The sequence below is a fragment of the Pseudomonas sp. TH06 genome (genome assembly GCF_016651305.1).
Classification (GTDB): domain Bacteria; phylum Pseudomonadota; class Gammaproteobacteria; order Pseudomonadales; family Pseudomonadaceae; genus Aquipseudomonas.
Map to the genome: position 1 here is coordinate 2,094,057 of NZ_JAEKEC010000001.1, position 17,369 is coordinate 2,111,425.

Here is a 17,369-nt window from a genome sequence, read left to right on the forward strand (position 1 = left end):
ACAATCTCCACATTCCTCCCACAAAACCCCCATACACCCACACCAGACTCTGCCCATCCAATCAGGGAGAGTCCCATGAACAAGAATCTGACCATAAAGCTCGGGGCCATTGCCCTGTTGATCCTGCTGTTGCTCATACCGCTGATGATGATCGACGGCGTGATCGACGATCGCCAGCAATTGCGCGATGGCGTGTTGCAGGACATCGCCCGCAGTTCCAGTTACAACCAGCAAGTGAGCGGACCGGTGATGGTCGTGCCGTATCGCAGGGTGATGCACAACTGGAAGATCAACGACAAAAACAAGCGCTACGACGATCCGTGGGAAGAACGCGGGCGTTTGTACTTTCTGCCGGAGCGTTTCGAACTCGATGGCCAGGTGCAGACCGAGCTGCGCGCCCGGGGTATTTACGAAGCGCGGCTGTTCCACGCCGAGAACCGCATCAACGGTCAGTTCTCGCTGCCGGCACAATTGGGCATCAAGGAAGACTTCGCCGACTACCAGTTCGACGCGCCGTTTCTCGCGGTCGGCATCAGCGACATTCGCGGCATTGAAAACGCTTTGAAACTGGAACTCGACGGCCAGCGCCTGGACTTTGTCCCGGGCACCCAGGTCGGTTGGCTCGGCGAAGGTGTACGCGTCACGTTGCCGCTGCTCGATACCAGCAAAGCCACGGAACTGGCGTTCGGTTTTGACTTGCGCCTGCAAGGCACCGGTGCGCTGCAAGTGCTGCCGGTGGGCAAGAGCAGCAGCGTGAGCATCACGGCCAATTGGCCGCATCCAAGTTTTGTCGGCAACTTTCTGCCGGCCAAACGCGAAATCAACGATGCCGGTTTCAGCGCCGACTGGCAGACCACGTTCTTCTCCACCAACATGCAGGACGCCATGAGCCGTTGCGTGAGCAACAACGATTGCGAGGCATTCAATGCGCGCAGCTTCGGTGTGAGTTTCATCGATCCGGTGGATCAGTATCTGAAGAGCGACCGGGCGATCAAATATGCGCTGTTGTTCATCGTCCTGACGTTTGCCGGTTTCTTCTTGTTCGAAGTGCTGAAAAGTCTGGCGGTGCACCCGGTGCAGTACGCCTTGGTCGGTGTGGCGCTTGCGTTCTTTTATCTGTTGCTGCTGTCGCTGTCGGAACACATCGGGTTTGCCCTGGCGTATCTGCTGTCGGCCAGCGGTTGTGTGTTGTTGATCGGCTTTTACGTTTGCCATGTGCTGCGCAGCGTGCGCCACGGTTTGAGTTTTTCGGCGGGATTGGCGGCGTTGTATGGCCTGCTGTACGGACTGTTGAGTGCCGAGGATTACGCGCTGTTGATGGGCTCGCTGTTGCTGTTCGGCTTGCTCGGGGTGTTCATGGTACTGACGCGCAAACTGGACTGGTACGGGATCGGGCAGAAGTCGGCCAAGCCGTTGGAGTTTGATATCGGGGCGGTGCAATGAGCGGGTTGCTGGGGTTACGTGAGGATCAGCGCTGGAAGGATGAATTGGTGGCGCGGATTATTGGGTATTTGCCTGTGGAACCGATGTGGGGCTATCGCGAGCAGGCTCACTCCTACAGGGGAATGCGGTCAACTGTAGGAGTGAGCCTGCTCGCGAAGAGGCCGGAACAGGCGCCGTCGAGCTAAGGCTTGGGCATGGTCGCGATCATGGACGGTCGCTGGCTGACCTCAAAGTACCAGTTGGCCAGTTGCGGGTTGGCGTCACGCCAGCCCATCTCGGGGAAGCGCAGGTCGAGGTAGCCCAGTGCACAGGCCACACTGATCGCGGCGACATCGAAGTGACTGGTCAGCTCGGCGATCGCATCCGCTTCCAGCAGGGCGAGCGCGCGGCGGATCTTCTCGCGTTGCGCCTCGAGCCATTCGTCCCAGTGTTTTTCCGGGGCACGCAGCGCCTGTTCGTAACGCACCATCACCGAAGCATCCATGATCCCGTCGGCCATCGAGGCCAGGGTCAGGCGCCGCCAGCGGGCCGAGCCGTCACGGGGGATCAGCGGGTTGCCGACGTGTTGGTGATCGAGGTAATCGAGGATCACGCGGCTGTCATGGATGACGTTGCCATCGGCCAGGCGCAGGGCGGGGATCTTGCCCAGCGGGTTGTCGGCGTTGAGTGCCGGATCGGGGCTGACCGGGCTGAGGACGCAGTCTTGCAGCGCGACGCGATCCTGCTGACCGGTCTCGTGCAGCAATACCATCACTTTGCGAACGAACGGGGAAAGCGTGTTGTGAAACAGGGTCATGCTGGGGGCGGACATTGGCAGGGTCTCGATCAGGATGGTGAGGGGGGAGCATAGCGTGTTACTTGGCTTGCTCAAGCCCTGCACAGCCCCCTTGTAGGAGTGAGCCTGCTCGCGATCGCGGTAGCTCAGTCAACATTAATGTTGAGGCAAGTGCGCCATCGCGAGCAGGCTCACTCCTACAGGGATCTTCAGCTTCGCGGCAACAATCCCCTTATGGCGAGAATTGCCGGAACACCCAACCCGACCCAGCTCAACGCATCCCAGATCCCATCCCCCAGCAACGCTGCAAACAACCCCGCCGCACTGAGCAGCGCGATCACCAGCGGCGTGCTGAAGACCTTCCAGAAATTCGACTGACGCGGCTTCATGCAGACGCCTCCGCCGTTTCCAGCACAGGCTTGGCCGCTTTGCGCCGCACCACCCACAAATACACGCCGCTACCGAGGACGATGATCGTCAGCACATCCAGCGTCGCCCAGAGAATCTTCATCGGCATGCCGCCGTAGTCACCGAAGTGCAACGGTTGCGACATGCCCATGGCGTCCATGTACCACGGGCGTTCGGCCACGGCGGTGACTTGCAGTGTAGTGGCGTCGATCAGCACCGGCGTCAGCAGATGCGAGGTCAAATGCGTACCGCCCTTCATGAACACCGAGTAGTGGTGCTCGCTGGAAAACCGTGTGCCGGGGAACGCGATGAAATCCGGCTTCATCCCCGGCGCGACTTCGCCAGCGATGTCGAGCAAACGCGTGGCCGGCGCCAGTTGTGTCAGCGGCGGCGCATCGCGGTAGGGCGCAATCAATGTGTTGAGCGCGTCGTTGCGCCACGCGGCGATGATCAGGTCGGCGCACGCGCTGATCACTCCGGTCACGCCGACCACCAAGGCCCAGGTCAGCGTGACCACGCCGATCAGGTTATGCAGGTCGAGCCAGCGCAGGCGCGTGGATTTGTCCTGACGCACCGTGCCGAACTTCAGTCGCCGCATGAACGGCAGATACAGCACCGTTCCCGAGACAATCGCGACGACAAACAGCAGCCCCATGAACGCCAACAGCAATTTGCCCGGCAGCCCGGCAAACATGTCGACGTGCAGGCGCAGGATAAACAGCATCAGCCCGCCGTTGGCCGAAGGGGTTTCCAGCGCTTCACCGGTGCGAGCATCAAGCATGAAAGTGTGCGAGGAGTTCGGTTCGGTGCCGGCGGTTTTCGCCATGATCGTCAGCACGGCATTCGGCTCATCGTCGTCGAAGCCGAAGTACTGCACGACTTCATCCGGACGATGTTTTTCCGCGGCCTCGACCAGTTGCGCCAGATTCAGGCGTGGCGCGTCCGCTGGCATCTCGCGCACTTCGGGCGCATCGCCGAGCAAGTGCTCGATCTCGTGATGGAAGATCAGCGGCAGACCGGTCAGTGCCAGCATCAGCAAAAACACGGTGCAGATCAGGCTTGTCCAGGTGTGGATGAACGACCAGCGGCGAATTGTTTTACTTTTCATTTCATGACCTTCAAAAACACCAAAGCCGTCCACGAAGGACGGCCTGGAGACGGGGCCTGTTTCAGCTCAGTCGTTTACCACTTGTAAGTGGCACTGGCGACCACACTGCGCGTATCGCCGTAGTAGCAGTAGAAGCTGTCGCAGGTGGAAATGTATTCCTTGTCGAACAGGTTAGTGGCGTTGAGTGCCAGCGACGCGCCTTTGAGACTGTTGTCGAGGCGGCCGAGGTCGTAATGCACGCTTGCGTCGAACACGGTGTAAGCGTCCGCTTTACCCAGCCAGGTGTTGGCCTTGTCGCCGTAGGTGTTGCCGGTGTAGCGCACGCCGCCGCCGATGCCGAAGCCGTCGAGCACGCCGGTGTGCCAGGTGTAGTCGGTCCACAACGAGGCTTGCTGGTTCGGCATCAGTTGCAGGCGATTGCCCTTGTCGACGCCATTCTGCACTTCGGATTTGGCCAGGGTGTAGGCAGCGATCACTTTCAGGTTTTCGGTGACGTCGGACACCGCTTCCAGTTCGAGGCCTTTGACTTTCACTTCGCCGGTCTGGCTGGTGATCGACACGTTGTTGACGAAGGTGTTGACCGAGACGTTCTTCTGGGTGAGGTCGTACACGGCGGCAGTCAGCAGGGTTTTGCTGCCCGGTGGCTGGTATTTGATGCCCAGTTCCCACTGTTTGCCTTCGGTCGGTTTGAGCGAACCGGTCGAGGTGGCGTCGGCGCCCGTGGTCGGCTGGAAGGATTCGGCGTACGACAGGTACGGCACGAAACCGTTGTCGAAGACGTAGCTGAGCGCTGCGTTGCCGCTGAACGCCTTGTCACGCTGGGTATTGGTGGCATCGCCCTTGTTGATGAACTTTGTGCTGGTGTGCACCCAGTCTTCACGGCCGCCGAGGGTCAGGCGCCACTGGTCGAGGGCCATCTGGTCCTGGATGTACAGGCCGGTCTGGTAGGTCTTCTGGTCGTAATCGTAAAACGCGGTGGAGCGCGCAGGGCGCACGATCGGCTGACCGTAGATCGGAGTGATCACGTTGGTGGTCAGGCCGTCACCGAAGATCGAGGTGTAGTTGGTGTTGCTGCGCTGGTGATCAAGGCCCAGCAGCAAGGTGTGGCGGATATCGCCGGTGGCGAAGTCGGCCTGGAAGTTGTTGTCCACAGCGAACTGGCTGATGTCTTCTTCGACGCTGGTGCTGGTGCGCCCGACGTTGCCTTGATCATCCACTTCGGTGAATGGGTAGGAACCCGGCGTCAGCGACTGGAACGACAGATCCGACTTGGTGTAGCGCAGGTTCTGCTTGAACTGCCAAGTGTCGTTCAGACGATGTTCGAACGCGTAACCCAGCGCGTAGTAAGTCCGGTCGTAGTATTCCCAGTCCGGATCACCCAGGTTTTTGTGATGGGAAATATCACCAAACGGCGATTTGATCTTGGTGCCTTGAATCGGCAGGAACTGGCTGGTGATGCCGGTATCGTCGCGGGTGAACTGGCTCAGCAGGGTGAACTTGGTGTCGTCGTCGATGTTCCAGGTCAGGCTCGGCGCAATGTTGTAGCGCTTGTTGTCGACGTGGTCGACCTGCGTGCCGCTGTCACGCACCACGCCGCTGATGCCGTAGAGAAACTGGCCTGCGTCGTCGATCTTGCCGGTGCTGGCGAAGTTGATCTGGCGATGGTTGTCGCTGCCGTATTGCAGCTGAATTTCATTGCTGGCTTCAGCGCTTGGACGACGGCTGACCATATCCAGCAGGCCGCCTGGAGGGGTTTGACCGTAAACCGACGAAGCCGGGCCGCGCAGCAGGGCGAGGCGGTCGAGGTTCCAGGTTTCCTGTTTAGGGTTGGCGTACACGCCTTTCGGCAATGGCAGGCCATCGAGGAACTGGGTCGGTTCGAAACCGCGCACGCGTAACCAGTCGGCGCGGGTGTCGCTGCCGTAGCTGCTGGCGGTGATGCCCGGCATGTAGCGCACGGCGTCATCAAGGCTGTGCACGCCACGGTCTTCCATCTGCTGGCGGGTCGCAACCGAGATCGAGCGCGGTGCTTCGACCAGTGCGGTGTCGGTTTTGGTGCCGGCGGCGGTGCGGGTGGCGGTGTAGCCTTCGACCGGGCCCCAGGCGCTTTCGGTATTTTCAACGCCGATGACCGATGTTTCCGGCAGAGCCATCACGCCTTCCGGCACGGCGACCAGGGTGTAAGTGCCGGTGCTGGCCTGTTCCAGTTGCAGACCGGTGCCTTGCAAGGCTGCGCGCAGAGCGCCAGCCGCATCGTACTGACCGTTGACCGGTGCCGAAGTCTTGCCCGCTGCCAGCGCCGGGTTCAGCGACAGGGCGAGGCCGCCCTGACTGGCGATCTGGTTCAGGGTGGTGGCCAAAGGGGCCGCCGGCAGGTTGTAGGCGCGCACGCTGGACGCTTGTTCAGCGGCGAGCAACGGGCTGCTGATCAGCGGTGCGCTGAGCGCGATGGCGATGGCCAGCAGACTGGGGCGCAACAAGGTGTCTAGCGAACGGGACATACGGCGGCTCCTGAATGGAAATATTTCTCAATTGCCTGTGTGCCGGATGAAAATCAAAAAGTGATAGGGCTGGATGAAAATAATTTCGATTAACGAAAACAGCGGTGTGGCGGATGACGCCATCTCGAGCAGGCTCACTCCTACAGGGGAACGCATTTCATCTGTAGGCCTTCGCCTGCTCGCGATGGCGACCGCTCAGCCACCCGATCATTCAGGTTTGGTATCAGCCTTCGCCACGGTGACCCAATACGGCGTGTGCTGCTCGATCTGCACCGGCAGGGTCGGGAGCAGGGCGCTCAACGCTTTATCGGTGTCATGCAGCGGGAAGCTGCCGGTAATCCGCAGGTCTGCCACTTCCGGCGCCACGCCCAGATGCCCGCGACGATAGCGCGCCAGTTCATGCACCAGATCGCCCAGCCGTGCGTTGTCGACCACCAGCATGCCACGGGTCCAGGCATCGGCGCCGGGGTTGAGCGCGACAATCGAGCCCAACCCGTCACTGCGCAGCAGCACCTGCTGGCCTTCGCGCAAAATCTGTTCTTCGGGATTCGCTTGGGTGTGTGCCGCCACCGCCGATTGCAGCACGCTCAGGCGCGTACCTTCTTCCTCGCGCTTGACCAGGAACCGTGTGCCCAATGCACGCATGCTGCCTTCGCGGGTTTCGACGATGAACGGGCGTGCGTCACCGTGGCCGGTTTCGACGAGGATTTCGCCTTCCTGCAAAACGATCAGGCGCTGCTTCTCATCGAACCGCACATCCACGGCACTGTGGGTGTTGAGGTTGATCACGGTGCCATCGGCCAAACGCACGGTGCGCTGTTCGCCGGTAGCGGTGCGCTGATCGGCCAGCCAGTAGTCCAGCGGCAAGTAACGCTCGGCGACAAACAGACCCAGACCGATCACCGCGACAACGCTGGCCAGCCCACTGCCGAGCTTGCGCACGCGCCGCCGGATGCCTTCGCGCGATTGCAGCAAGGCACTGCGCGCCGGCCCCTTGGCCACGCTGAAGCGTTGGTCGAGCATGCCCAGTTGACGCCATGCGCGGGCATGCTCTTCATTGGCCGCGTGCCATTTGGCAAATTCCTCGCGTTCCAGCGGGCTGCTCGAATCGAGCGTCAACTGCCAGGCAATCGCCGCATCCAGCACATGCGCCGGCACCGGTCTGGAACTGGCCGGGCTCACGTTGGCTCACCGTACAGCGCGATGTAGCACTGACGAATACCCTGCGCCAGATACTGGCGCACGCGCGGCACCGACACGCCGAGTTTTCCGGCGATCTCGGCATGGCTGAGGCCATCGAGGCGGTTATAAAGGAAAGCGGCACGGGCCTTGGTCGACAGTTTGCCGAGCAGGCGGTCGATGGCTTTGAGATCTTCGAGGATCATTTGCTGTTCTTCCACCGACGGCTGTTCGCCCTCGGGGATCAGCATCAATTCGGTGAGGTAGGCCTGTTCCAGCGCGGCGCGGCGGAAGTAGTCGAACAACAGACCCTTGGCAATCGCCACGAGAAATGCGCGGGGCTCGCGCGGTGTCAGCAGTTCATCGCGCCCGAGCAGGCGCACGAAGGTGTCCTGGCTCAGGTCTTCGGCCCGCTGCGGACAGGCCACGTTGCGCCGCAGCCATGCCAGCAGCCAACCGCGATGGTCACGATACATCGCACCGACGAGCTCACTGTGAGGGCTTGGGACTGACGACACCGAACATCACCGATTGGGAAATATTAACTAACGCGAATTGTTCGCGATTCTGGCAGAGGTGGGAATGGTTAGCAATTGGCCACTGGTCAGGTGGCATCAGGGAAATCGCGTCATCGTTCTTCGCGAGCAGGCTCGCTCCCACAAGGCATCGCATTCCAAATGTGGGAGCGAGCCTGCTCGCGAAGAGGCCAGAACGGCCAACGAAAATCTAAAAGGACGGTGCTTGTTGTCGACGCTTCCACTGGCTCAACCGCTGCTGCAAATTCAGCGGACTATGAATCTGCTGCCCCCGCGCCCGACTAAACAGAATCAACGCCAATTCCGCCGTGGCCAGCGCATCGGCACTGGCGTTATGCCGTTCGAACACTTCCAGGCGGAACCAGTCGATCCACTCATCCAGCCCCGCCTCGCGAATATTCGCCTGCGGGCATACCAGCGGCGCGATATCCGCGACGTCCAGAAAAACCTGCTGCAACTTGTGCCCCAGATGCTCCTTCAGCGCCCGCCCGAGCATGTGCTGATCGAACGGCGCATGAAACGCCAGCACCGGGCTGTCGCCGACAAATTCCAGGAGTTCCAGCAACGCTTCGGCGGGGTCGCTGCCGGCGGCAATCGCATTTGGCCCCAGGCCATGGATCAACACACTGGGGCTGAGCTTCAGTTCGCGACACTGCAGCGTTCTTTCGAACTGCTGGCTGAAGTCGATCGCGCCGTCCTCGATCACCACTGCGCCGATCGACAGCACCCGATCCTTGTTCAGGTTCAGCCCGGTGGTTTCCAGATCCAGCACCACCCAACGCTGTTCGCGCAGGCTGCAATCGCTCAACTCGCTGATCGCCGGCAGTTGCGCGAGGCGTTGTTGCAGATCGACCGGCACCACCGGGCTGACCGGGCGCAGCCACGAGAACAGGCTCATAGCTGATACCGCAACGTCAGGCTGCTTTGCAGGCGTTGAGCCTGACGCAGGGATTCACGCAGGATGCGGCGGTCGAGGTGGTTGAGGCTGTCGGGATCGACGCGGTTGGAGTAGGGCAGGTTCTCCCGGGTCTGGATCTGATGTTGCTGCATGCGGGTTTGCTGAATGAAGTGGTAAGCCTCTTCATACGCGGCGCCGTCGAGTCGTTCGATGACTTCTTTATCGACCAGTTGGCGGAAGCGTTCGAGGGTGTTGTTGGCGTCGATGCCGTTGGCCAGCGCCAGCAGGCGCGCACCATCGACGAACGGTGTCAGTCCCTGGACTTTCAAATCCAGCGTGGCCTTCTCGCCATTCTTGCGCGCCAGCACAAACTCGCGGAAACGCCCGACCGGCGGGCGATTGCGCAGGGCATTGTCGGCCATCATGCGCTGGAACAGACGATTGTCGCCGACCTGATCGAGTATCCCCCGACGCAATTGCGCGCAAGCGCTTTCATCGCCCCAGACCACCCGCAGATCAAAATAGATACTCGAACCCAGCAGATTCTCCGGCGTCGCCTCGCGGATAAACGCCGCAAAACGCCGCGCCCATTCCGCCCGCGACAAACACAGCTCAGGGTTGCCGGCCATGATGTTGCCCTTGCACAGGGTGAAGCCGCATTGCGCCAGGCTCTGATTGATCTGCTGGGCAATCGGCAGCAGATTGCCGCGAATCTCCGCCGCGTGCGCCGCATCGCGAGCCTCGAACAGAATGCCGTTGTCCTGATCGGTGTGCAGCGTTTGCTCGCGGCGGCCTTCGCTGCCGAAACACAGCCAACTGAACGGCACGCCGGGGTCACCTTTTTCGGCGAGGGTCAGTTCGATCACTCGACACACGGTGTGGTCGTTGAGCAGGGTGATGATGTGGGTGATCTGGGTTGAAGACGCGCCGTGCGCCAGCATGCGTTCGACCAGTTGGCCGATCTCGCCGCGCAATGTGACCAGTTGTTCGACGCGCTGGGCGCTGCGGATGGTCCGGGCCAGATGCACCAGATCGACGCGTTGCAGGGAAAACAGATCACGCTCGGAAACCACGCCGCACAGGCGCTGATCCTTGACCAGACAGACGTGAGCGATGTGCCGTTCGGTCATGGCAATCGCGGCATCGAAGGCGCTGTGGTCCGGCGAAAGGTAGAAGGGCGCACGGGTCATGTGGCGCTCGATGGCTTCGCTGAAATCGCCAATGCCTTCAGCTACTACGTGGCGCAGATCGCGCAGGGTGAAAATCCCCAGCGGTGCCTTGTGTTCATCCACCGCGACGATGCTGCCGACCTGTTGCTCATGCATCAACTTCACCGCTTCACGCAACGGCGTTTGCGGGCTGCACGTCACTGGATGGCGCATGGCCAACTCGCCGAGTCGGGTGTTCAGCGAATACTGGGTGCCGAGGGTTTCCACGGCTTTCTGCTGGACTTGCTGGTTGACCTGATCAAGCAGGCTGCTGACCCCGCGCAAGGCAAAGTCGCGAAAGGCGTTGGACAGCGCGAACAGTTTGATGAATGCGAGTTTGTTCAGTTGCAGGCAGAAGGTGTCTTCGCCGGCCAGATGCTCGGTGCGCGTCGCCCGCTCGCCCAGCAGCGCGGCGAGGGGAAAGCATTCACCGGTGGTGATTTCAAAGGTGGTTTCGGTTCCGGGTTTGGTGATGTGCTGACGTTCACCGACCACACGGCCCTGTTTGACGATGTAAAAGTGTTCGACCGGGCCATCGGTGGGTTTGATGATGCTCTCGCCCTGAGCGTAAAAGCGCAGCTGACATTGCTCCACCAGGTAGGCGAGGTGGGCGTGTTCCATCTGATTGAAGGGCGGGAAGCGCTGGAGGAATTGCAGAGTGCCCTGAATGTTCTGCAACACCGCGGTTTTCCCTGCCTGGGTGAAGGCGTCCGCTTTACTCATAACCATTACCGCAGTCTTTTTCGAATTGTTGTGGTCGGATCGTTGCAGCCATGGTCGACCCCGGCGAGCAGAGTGCCCATTGGACGTAAGTCTAGGTTTGGGCACCGTTGGGGAGGTTTCGGAGATGCCCTACGCAAACAGTCGGAAATTCTCTTGTGCGACCTCTTGGAAAAAATTCCGACGAAGTGCACATTGAAGCTCTGCCCAGCGATGTCTGACCACTTGCCAAGGGACTGTTTTGAATATTTAGAGAATGCTATGTCCGACCACGATATTTTGAGCGACGCCGAGCGAGAAGCGCTCAGTGCAGTCATGCTCGAACCTGACCTGCCACCGCAGCGTGTGCTGATCGTCGATGACGACAAGGACGCCCGGGAGCTGTTGTCGGAGATTCTCGCCTTGGACGGTATTCGTTGCATGACTGCGGCCAGTGGCGAAACGGCACTGAAGATGCTTGAAGAAAAACCTTCGATCGGCTTGGTCATCACCGATCTGCGCATGGGCCATGTTGGCGGGCTTGACCTGATTCGACAGGTACGCGAATCGGTGCGGGCAGCGATGCCGATCATCATCGTTTCGGGTGATGCCGATGTGAAAGACGCCATTGCGGCGATGCATTTGAGCGTGGTGGATTTTCTGCTGAAGCCGATTGATACGGGCAAGTTGTTGGCGTTGGTGAAGCATGAATTGGGCATCGAGCCCTGAGATTTGAAGGTCAAAAGATCGCAGCCTGCGGCAGCTCCTGCACGGACCCTATGTAGGAGTTGCCGAAGGCTGCGATCTTTTGATTCTGTTACAAACAAAAAAGCCCTGATCTTTCGATCAGGGCTTTTTCATGTCCGGCATCCAGCGCAAGTTACAGGCCGTTGGCCTTCTTGAACTCGCGACGACGACGGTGCAGAACCGGCTCGGTATAACCGTTCGGCTGCTGGGTGCCTTCGATCACCAGTTCGACCGCCGCCTGGAAGGCGATGTTGCTGTCGAAGTTCGGTGCCAGCGGACGGTACAGCGGATCGTTGGCGTTCTGACGGTCCACCACTGGCGCCATGCGCTTGAGGCTTTCCATCACTTGGGCTTCGGTGACTACACCGTGGCGCAGCCAGTTGGCGATGTGCTGGCTGGAGATACGCAGCGTTGCACGGTCTTCCATCAGGCCGACGTCATTGATGTCCGGCACTTTCGAACAACCCACGCCCTGGTCAATCCAGCGCACCACGTAACCGAGAATGCCCTGGGCGTTGTTGTCCAGTTCGTTCTTGATCTGCTCTGGCGTCCAGTTCGGGTTGACCGCCAACGGGATGGTCAGAATGTCATCCACCGAAGCGCGGGCACGTTTGGCCAGCTCGGCCTGACGGGCGAACACGTCGACCTTGTGGTAGTGCAGCGCGTGCAGCGCAGCAGCGGTTGGCGATGGAACCCAGGCAGTGTTGGCGCCGGCCAGTGGGTGAGCGATTTTCTGTTCGAGCATCGCCGCCATCAGGTCGGGCATGGCCCACATGCCTTTACCGATCTGCGCGCGACCTTGCAGGCCGGTGCTCAGACCGATATCGACGTTCCAGTTCTCGTAGGCGCCGATCCACTTCTCAGCCTTCATGTCGGCCTTGCGTACCACCGGGCCGGCTTCCATGGAGGTGTGGATTTCGTCGCCGGTGCGGTCGAGGAAACCGGTGTTGATGAACACCACGCGCTCGCTGGCAGCCTTGATGCAGGCCTTGAGGTTGACCGTGGTGCGGCGCTCCTCGTCCATGATCCCGACTTTCAGGGTGTTGCGCTTCAAGCCCAATACATCTTCGATGCGGCCGAACAGCTCGTTGGTGAACGCCGCTTCTTCCGGGCCGTGCATCTTCGGTTTAACGATGTAGACGGAGCCGGTGCGGGTGTTCTTGCGCGAGGTGTTGCCGTTGAGGTTGTGCATTGCCGCGAGGCAAGTCACCAGACCGTCGAGGATGCCTTCCGGTACTTCGTTGCCGTCCTTGTCGAGAATGGCGTCGATGGTCATCAGATGGCCAACGTTACGCACGAACAACAGCGAGCGGCCATGCAGGGTCACTTCGCCGCCATTGGGCGTGGTGTAGCTGCGATCCGGGTTCATGGTGCGGGTGAAGGTCTGGCCGCCCTTGGACACGGATTCCGCCAGGTCGCCCTTCATCAGGCCGAGCCAGTTGCGGTAGATCACCACTTTGTCGTCGGCATCGACGGCGGCGACGGAGTCTTCGCAGTCCATGATGGTGGTCAGCGCGGCTTCCATCAGCACGTCTTTGACACCGGCGGCGTCGGTCTGGCCGACCGGGGTGCTGGCGTCGATCTGGATTTCGAAATGCAGACCGTTGTGTTTCAGCAGGATGGCGATTGGCGCGTTGGCGTCGCCCTGGAAACCGATCAGTTGAGCATCGTCGCGCAGGCCACTGTTGCTGCCGCCCTTGAGGGTGACCAGCAGTTTGCCGGCAGCGATTTTGTAGCCGGTCGAGTCGACGTGCGAGCCTGCGGCCAATGGCGCGGCTTCGTCGAGGAAGGCACGGGCGAAGGCGATGACTTTGTCGCCACGCACCTTGTTGTAGCCTTTGCCTTTTTCCGCGCCACCTTCTTCGCTGATCGCGTCGGTGCCGTAGAGGGCGTCGTACAGCGAACCCCAGCGGGCGTTCGAGGCATTGAGAGCGAAGCGGGCATTCATCACCGGCACAACGAGTTGCGGGCCGGCGGTACGGGCGATTTCATCATCGACGTTTTGCGTCGTTGCCTGGAAATCAGCCGCTTCTGGCAGCAGATAACCGATTTCTTGCAGGAAAGCTTTGTAGGCCACAGCGTCGTGCGCTTGACCGGCACGTTCCTGATGCCAGGCATCAATGCGAGCCTGGAAGTCATCGCGTTTGGCGAGTAGGGCTTTGTTCTTCGGTGCCAGGTCGTGAATGACCTTGTCGGCACCTTCCCAGAATTTGTCGGCGGTGAGGCCGGTACCGGGAATGGCTTCGTTGTTCACGAAGTCGAACAGGACTTTGGCGACCTGCAGGCCACCGACTTGAACGTGTTCAGTCATTGCTTGCCTCACTCTGCTCAGCTATTTCGCTTTTCAGCTCTTCAAATTGACAATGAAGCCTCTGGCCATTTAAACCACAAACCTGCCGACCAGTACATGCCATTGCTGGCGGCTGGGGTAGGACCAATCAACGGCTTGGGGGCCTTGCTGACGGGGCTTTCAGGGTTGCGAACATGCCTTGGGCAGACATCGATCCAGCGTTATGTAGTGCGCGCCGAGGCATACTACATGATGAGTTGCGCTTGTGAAAATCAGACTAATAACGTCGTTCTGCGACCTCATGTCGCATTGCGGTCACATCGCGGAACGGGATGTTCTCAAAAAACCATTGGATTGTTCCAGCTAAATATCAAAAGTTGTACACATAAATACTATTCAGCTGCTATGGCCCATGACTTCTGCCACGAAGGGCCTTGTGGTGAGGTTAATGGTGGCGAGGGGATTTATCCCCGTTGGGTGGCGAAGCCGCCCCCTGCGTTCTGGCAGGTAAACCGAATTGGCAGGATTTACGACTGCTGCGCAGCCGGACGGGGATAAATCCCCTCGCCACAGGTTTTTCCCAAATCACATTCACAGGTGGGTGTTCACTTGGGGGTGGCGGCCGAATTTCGGTGCTTGCCTATACTTGCTCTTCTATAACAAAAGTCATGACAAGAGGGCTGCGCCATGGACCATCTCGTACTCACCGTTTTCGCCCCGGACAAGCCCGGGCAGGTTGAGCGCATTGCCCAATGCATCGCCGAGCATGGTGGTAACTGGCTGGAAAGTCGCATGTCGCGGATGGCCGGGCAGTTCGCCGGGATTCTGCGGGTGGGCGTACCGGCAGAGGCTTACGACGAATTAGTCGATGCCTTACAAGCGCTGTCGACTCACGGCATTCGCGTGCTGATCGCCGAAAGCGGCATCGAGCAATCCTGTACCTGGAAGCCGATAGCCATGGAACTGGTGGGCAATGATCGTCCGGGGATCGTCCGCGATATCACTCGGCTGTTGAGCGAACAGGGTGTGAACCTCGAACGGCTGGTGACGGAAGTGCGGCCGGCACCGATGAGCAGCGAACCGTTGTTCCACGCCGAAGCGATTCTCGCCGTGCCGCTGACCTTGTCCCTGGACGTGTTGCAGTCGCGCCTGGAAACCCTGGCGGACGATTTGATGGTCGAACTGGTGTTACGCACCGACGTTTAAGGCCTCGCGGGTTATCCAGTTTTAACGTGCACCTGCCTGTGGATAACCTGTAGAGACCGGGCTCCAGGCCACGTCGACCGTGGCCTTGCGTGAGTTGATCAAAAAACCGCCAGCATTCAACAACTTGCGCACAAACGCCGGGGATCACGCTGTGGATAACCTTGGGAAGGAACTATGCAGGCCACGAGAACCGTGGCCTGCGGAGGTTTGTACGTTTTTTGATCAGGCGCGGCGGCGCAAACTTATCCACGCGTCGACGCTGTAAACCGCCAGACCGGCCCAAATGAACATAAACGCGACTAGCGTGCTCGACGACAAGTGCTCACCGAACAGCAGTACCGCCTGCAACAGCACCAGCGTTGGCGCGAGGTATTGCAGGAAACCGATGGTGGTGTAGGGCAGATGTCGGGTGGCGGCGTTGAAGCACACCAGCGGCACCAGCGTCACCGGGCCGGCCGCCACCAGCCACCAGGCTTGCGATGTGGTCCAGAACTCCGGTTGCGCACTGGTCGCGGTTTGGTTGAACAGCAACCACGCGATAGCGATCGGCACCAGCATCCAGGTTTCCACCACCAGCCCCGGCAGTGCCTTGACCGGTGCCTGTTTGCGGATCAGCCCGTAGAAACCGAAAGTCAGCGCCAGCACCAGCGAGACCCACGGCAGACTGCCGACCTGCCACACCTGTTGCGCCACACCTACTGCCGCCAGACCGACCGCGACCCATTGCATCCGGCGCAGACGTTCGCCAAGAATCAACATCCCCAGCAGCACATTCACCAGCGGGTTGATGTAGTAACCGAGGCTCGCTTCGAGCATTCGCCCGTTGTTCACCGACCACACGTACGTCAGCCAGTTGGCCGCGATCAGCGTGCCGCTCAAGGCCAGAATCGCCAGACGCTTGGGGTTATCCAGCAGTTCGCGCAGCCATCCCGGGTGTTTCCACACCATCAGCAGCAGCGCGCCAAACAGCGCCGACCACAACACCCGATGGATGATGATCTCGACGGCCGGCACTTCGGCAATGGCTTTGAAGTAGATCGGGAACAGGCCCCAGATGATGTAGGCACTCAGGCCCAGAATGTACCCGCGACGCGGGTTGGCGGCTTGCATGCAGAATCCTTGCTTAGGCAGCTAACAAAAGAAGGGATTGTAAGGAGATTTGTCGATGAATGCCTGAGCTGATTGGTCAGAAATCTGTGAACACAGAACCCTGTAGGAGTGAGCCTGCTCGCGATAGCAGTCTGAAATTCAACATTTTTGTTGATTGATAAAACGCTATCGCGAGCAGGCTCACTCCTACAACGGCGGTGATGAGTCAGAAGAGCTTCAGCGGTTCTTCGTTGAGCGCCGAAAGCTGCTCTCGCAACGCCAGCACCTGATCGCCCCAATAACGTTCGGTGCCGAACCACGGAAAGCTGTGCGGGAACGCCGGGTCATCCCAGCGTCGCGCCAGCCAGGCGCTGTAGTGCATCAGGCGCAGGGCGCGCAGCGGCTCGATCAACGCCAGTTCACGGGGATCGAAGTCGTGGAATTCGTTGTAGCCGTCCATCAACTCCGACAGTTGCCCCAGGCATTCCTGCCGATCGCCGGCGAGCATCATCCAGATGTCCTGCACTGTCGGGCCCATGCGGCAGTCGTCGAGGTCGACGATGTGGAACATCTCGTCGCGGCACATCATGTTGCCGGGGTGGCAATCGCCGTGCATGCGAATGTTCTGGTGCGGCGTGTTGGCGTAGGCATCTTCGACACGTTTGAGCAGGTCGCGGGCGACAGACTCATAGGCCGGCAGCAGGCTTTTCGGAATGAAATTGCCTTCGAGCAATGTAGCCAGCGAGGCATGGCCGAAGTTCTGCACGGCGAGTGCTTCGCGATGTTCGAACGGCTTGGTTGCGCCGACCGCATGAATCCGCCCGAGCAACTGTCCGAGGCGATACAGCTGATCAAGATTGCCCGGCTCCGGCGCGCGGCCACCACGTCGTGGGAACAGGGTGAAACGGAAACCGGCGTGTTCGTGCAGGGTCTGGCCGTTGTGGATCAGCGGCGCGACCACAGGAATTTCGACGTCGGCCAGTTCGAAGGTGAACTGGTGTTCTTCGAGGATGGCTTCGTTGGTCCAGCGCTGCGGACGGTAGAACTTGGCGATCAGCGGTTCGGAGTCTTCGATGCCGACCTGATAGACGCGGTTTTCGTAGCTGTTGAGCGCCAGAATGCGCGCATCACTCAGGAACCCGATGCTTTCAACGGCATCAAGGACGAGGTCGGGTGTGAGGGTTTCAAACGGGTGGGCCATGCTGACTCCTGCGCGCAGCAGGCTGCCGCGTCCGGCCCAGCATGGTAGCGCAGATGGCAGCAGGGGAGGTGGTTGGTGTCT

14 protein-coding genes are annotated in these 17,369 nt (G+C 60.1%); 3 read left to right on the forward strand and 11 right to left on the reverse strand.

The features are described from left to right. The first annotated feature begins 75 nt into the window (after positions 1–75). Positions 76–1,443, forward strand: coding sequence for a cell envelope integrity protein CreD (creD, locus tag JFT86_RS09370; RefSeq protein ID WP_201236532.1), 1,368 nt, complete (start codon positions 76–78; stop codon positions 1,441–1,443). A gap of 181 nt (positions 1,444–1,624) precedes the next feature. Here the strand turns inward: creD and JFT86_RS09375 are convergent, their stop codons facing one another. The 8 genes from JFT86_RS09375 to JFT86_RS09410 all read right to left on the reverse strand — a co-directional run bounded on the left by JFT86_RS09375 (position 1,625) and on the right by JFT86_RS09410 (position 10,779). Then, positions 1,625–2,254, reverse strand: coding sequence for a glutathione S-transferase (locus JFT86_RS09375; RefSeq protein ID WP_201236533.1), 630 nt, complete (start codon positions 2,252–2,254; stop codon positions 1,625–1,627). 173 nt (positions 2,255–2,427) lie between these two features. Beyond that, positions 2,428–2,607: a hypothetical protein gene (locus tag JFT86_RS09380; protein WP_201231520.1), complete on the reverse strand. Its 180-nt coding sequence runs from the start codon at positions 2,605–2,607 to the stop codon at positions 2,428–2,430. Beyond that, positions 2,604–3,734 (reverse strand): PepSY-associated TM helix domain-containing protein, encoded by a 1,131-nt coding sequence (locus JFT86_RS09385; RefSeq protein WP_201236534.1) that lies wholly within the window; start codon positions 3,732–3,734, stop codon positions 2,604–2,606. Before JFT86_RS09385 ends, JFT86_RS09380 begins: the two co-directional genes overlap by 4 nt. Before the next feature lie 74 nt (positions 3,735–3,808). Continuing rightward, positions 3,809–6,235, reverse strand: a complete 2,427-nt coding sequence (locus tag JFT86_RS09390; protein ID WP_201236535.1) for a TonB-dependent siderophore receptor — start codon at positions 6,233–6,235, stop codon at positions 3,809–3,811. A gap of 207 nt (positions 6,236–6,442) precedes the next feature. Then, the gene (locus JFT86_RS09395; protein ID WP_201236536.1) at positions 6,443–7,417 is read right to left on the reverse strand and encodes a FecR family protein; all 975 of its coding nucleotides are present in this window, start codon (positions 7,415–7,417) and stop codon (positions 6,443–6,445) included. Next, positions 7,414–7,890 (reverse strand): RNA polymerase sigma factor, encoded by a 477-nt coding sequence (locus JFT86_RS09400; protein WP_207197100.1) that lies wholly within the window; start codon positions 7,888–7,890, stop codon positions 7,414–7,416. The genes JFT86_RS09395 and JFT86_RS09400 overlap by 4 nt, the downstream gene beginning before the upstream one ends. 250 nt (positions 7,891–8,140) lie before the next feature. Then, a complete protein-coding gene (locus JFT86_RS09405) occupies positions 8,141–8,848 on the reverse strand; it encodes a 3'-5' exonuclease (RefSeq protein ID WP_201236538.1) in 708 nt (235 codons plus the stop codon). Further along, positions 8,845–10,779, reverse strand: coding sequence for a putative nucleotidyltransferase substrate binding domain-containing protein (locus JFT86_RS09410; RefSeq protein ID WP_347340312.1), 1,935 nt, complete (start codon positions 10,777–10,779; stop codon positions 8,845–8,847). The genes JFT86_RS09405 and JFT86_RS09410 overlap by 4 nt, the downstream gene beginning before the upstream one ends. A 258-nt stretch (positions 10,780–11,037) precedes the next feature. On the opposite strand from JFT86_RS09410, the gene JFT86_RS09415 reads away from it, so the two are divergent. After that, complete coding sequence (locus JFT86_RS09415) at positions 11,038–11,484, forward strand: response regulator (protein ID WP_201236540.1); 447 nt, start codon at positions 11,038–11,040, stop codon at positions 11,482–11,484. A 151-nt stretch (positions 11,485–11,635) separates the two neighbouring features. Here the strand turns inward: JFT86_RS09415 and JFT86_RS09420 are convergent, their stop codons facing one another. Next, a complete protein-coding gene (locus JFT86_RS09420; RefSeq protein WP_201236541.1) occupies positions 11,636–13,813 on the reverse strand; it encodes a malate synthase G in 2,178 nt (725 codons plus the stop codon). A gap of 666 nt (positions 13,814–14,479) precedes the next feature. Between JFT86_RS09420 and JFT86_RS09425 the strand changes: the two genes are divergently transcribed. Then, positions 14,480–14,998 (forward strand): glycine cleavage system protein R, encoded by a 519-nt coding sequence (locus tag JFT86_RS09425; protein WP_034155036.1) that lies wholly within the window; start codon positions 14,480–14,482, stop codon positions 14,996–14,998. Between the two features lie 222 nt (positions 14,999–15,220). Here JFT86_RS09425 and rarD read toward each other — a convergent pair whose 3' ends face one another. Together rarD and JFT86_RS09435 are read right to left on the reverse strand one after the other, a co-directional pair. Continuing rightward, entirely contained in the window at positions 15,221–16,108 is an 888-nt protein-coding gene (rarD, locus tag JFT86_RS09430; RefSeq protein ID WP_201236542.1) for an EamA family transporter RarD, read from the reverse strand. 205 nt (positions 16,109–16,313) lie between these two features. Further along, the gene (locus JFT86_RS09435; RefSeq protein ID WP_201236543.1) at positions 16,314–17,288 is read right to left on the reverse strand and encodes a serine/threonine protein kinase; all 975 of its coding nucleotides are present in this window, start codon (positions 17,286–17,288) and stop codon (positions 16,314–16,316) included. Positions 17,289–17,369: the final 81 nt, after the last annotated feature.

Coding starts and splice junctions, on each gene's coding strand:
- JFT86_RS09425 (WP_034155036.1), top strand. CDS start 14,480: ATGGACCATCTCGTACTCACCGTTTTCGCCCCGGACAAGCCCGGGCAG.
- JFT86_RS09390 (WP_201236535.1), bottom strand. CDS start 6,235: ATGTCCCGTTCGCTAGACACCTTGTTGCGCCCCAGTCTGCTGGCCATC.
- JFT86_RS09420 (WP_201236541.1), bottom strand. CDS start 13,813: ATGACTGAACACGTTCAAGTCGGTGGCCTGCAGGTCGCCAAAGTCCTG.
- JFT86_RS09400 (WP_207197100.1), bottom strand. CDS start 7,890: ATGTATCGTGACCATCGCGGTTGGCTGCTGGCATGGCTGCGGCGCAAC.
- JFT86_RS09435 (WP_201236543.1), bottom strand. CDS start 17,288: ATGGCCCACCCGTTTGAAACCCTCACACCCGACCTCGTCCTTGATGCC.
- JFT86_RS09405 (WP_201236538.1), bottom strand. CDS start 8,848: ATGAGCCTGTTCTCGTGGCTGCGCCCGGTCAGCCCGGTGGTGCCGGTC.
- rarD (WP_201236542.1), bottom strand. CDS start 16,108: ATGCAAGCCGCCAACCCGCGTCGCGGGTACATTCTGGGCCTGAGTGCC.
- JFT86_RS09385 (WP_201236534.1), bottom strand. CDS start 3,734: ATGAAAAGTAAAACAATTCGCCGCTGGTCGTTCATCCACACCTGGACA.
- JFT86_RS09375 (WP_201236533.1), bottom strand. CDS start 2,254: ATGTCCGCCCCCAGCATGACCCTGTTTCACAACACGCTTTCCCCGTTC.
- creD (WP_201236532.1), top strand. CDS start 76: ATGAACAAGAATCTGACCATAAAGCTCGGGGCCATTGCCCTGTTGATC.
- JFT86_RS09380 (WP_201231520.1), bottom strand. CDS start 2,607: ATGAAGCCGCGTCAGTCGAATTTCTGGAAGGTCTTCAGCACGCCGCTG.
- JFT86_RS09410 (WP_347340312.1), bottom strand. CDS start 10,779: ATGAGTAAAGCGGACGCCTTCACCCAGGCAGGGAAAACCGCGGTGTTG.
- JFT86_RS09415 (WP_201236540.1), top strand. CDS start 11,038: ATGTCCGACCACGATATTTTGAGCGACGCCGAGCGAGAAGCGCTCAGT.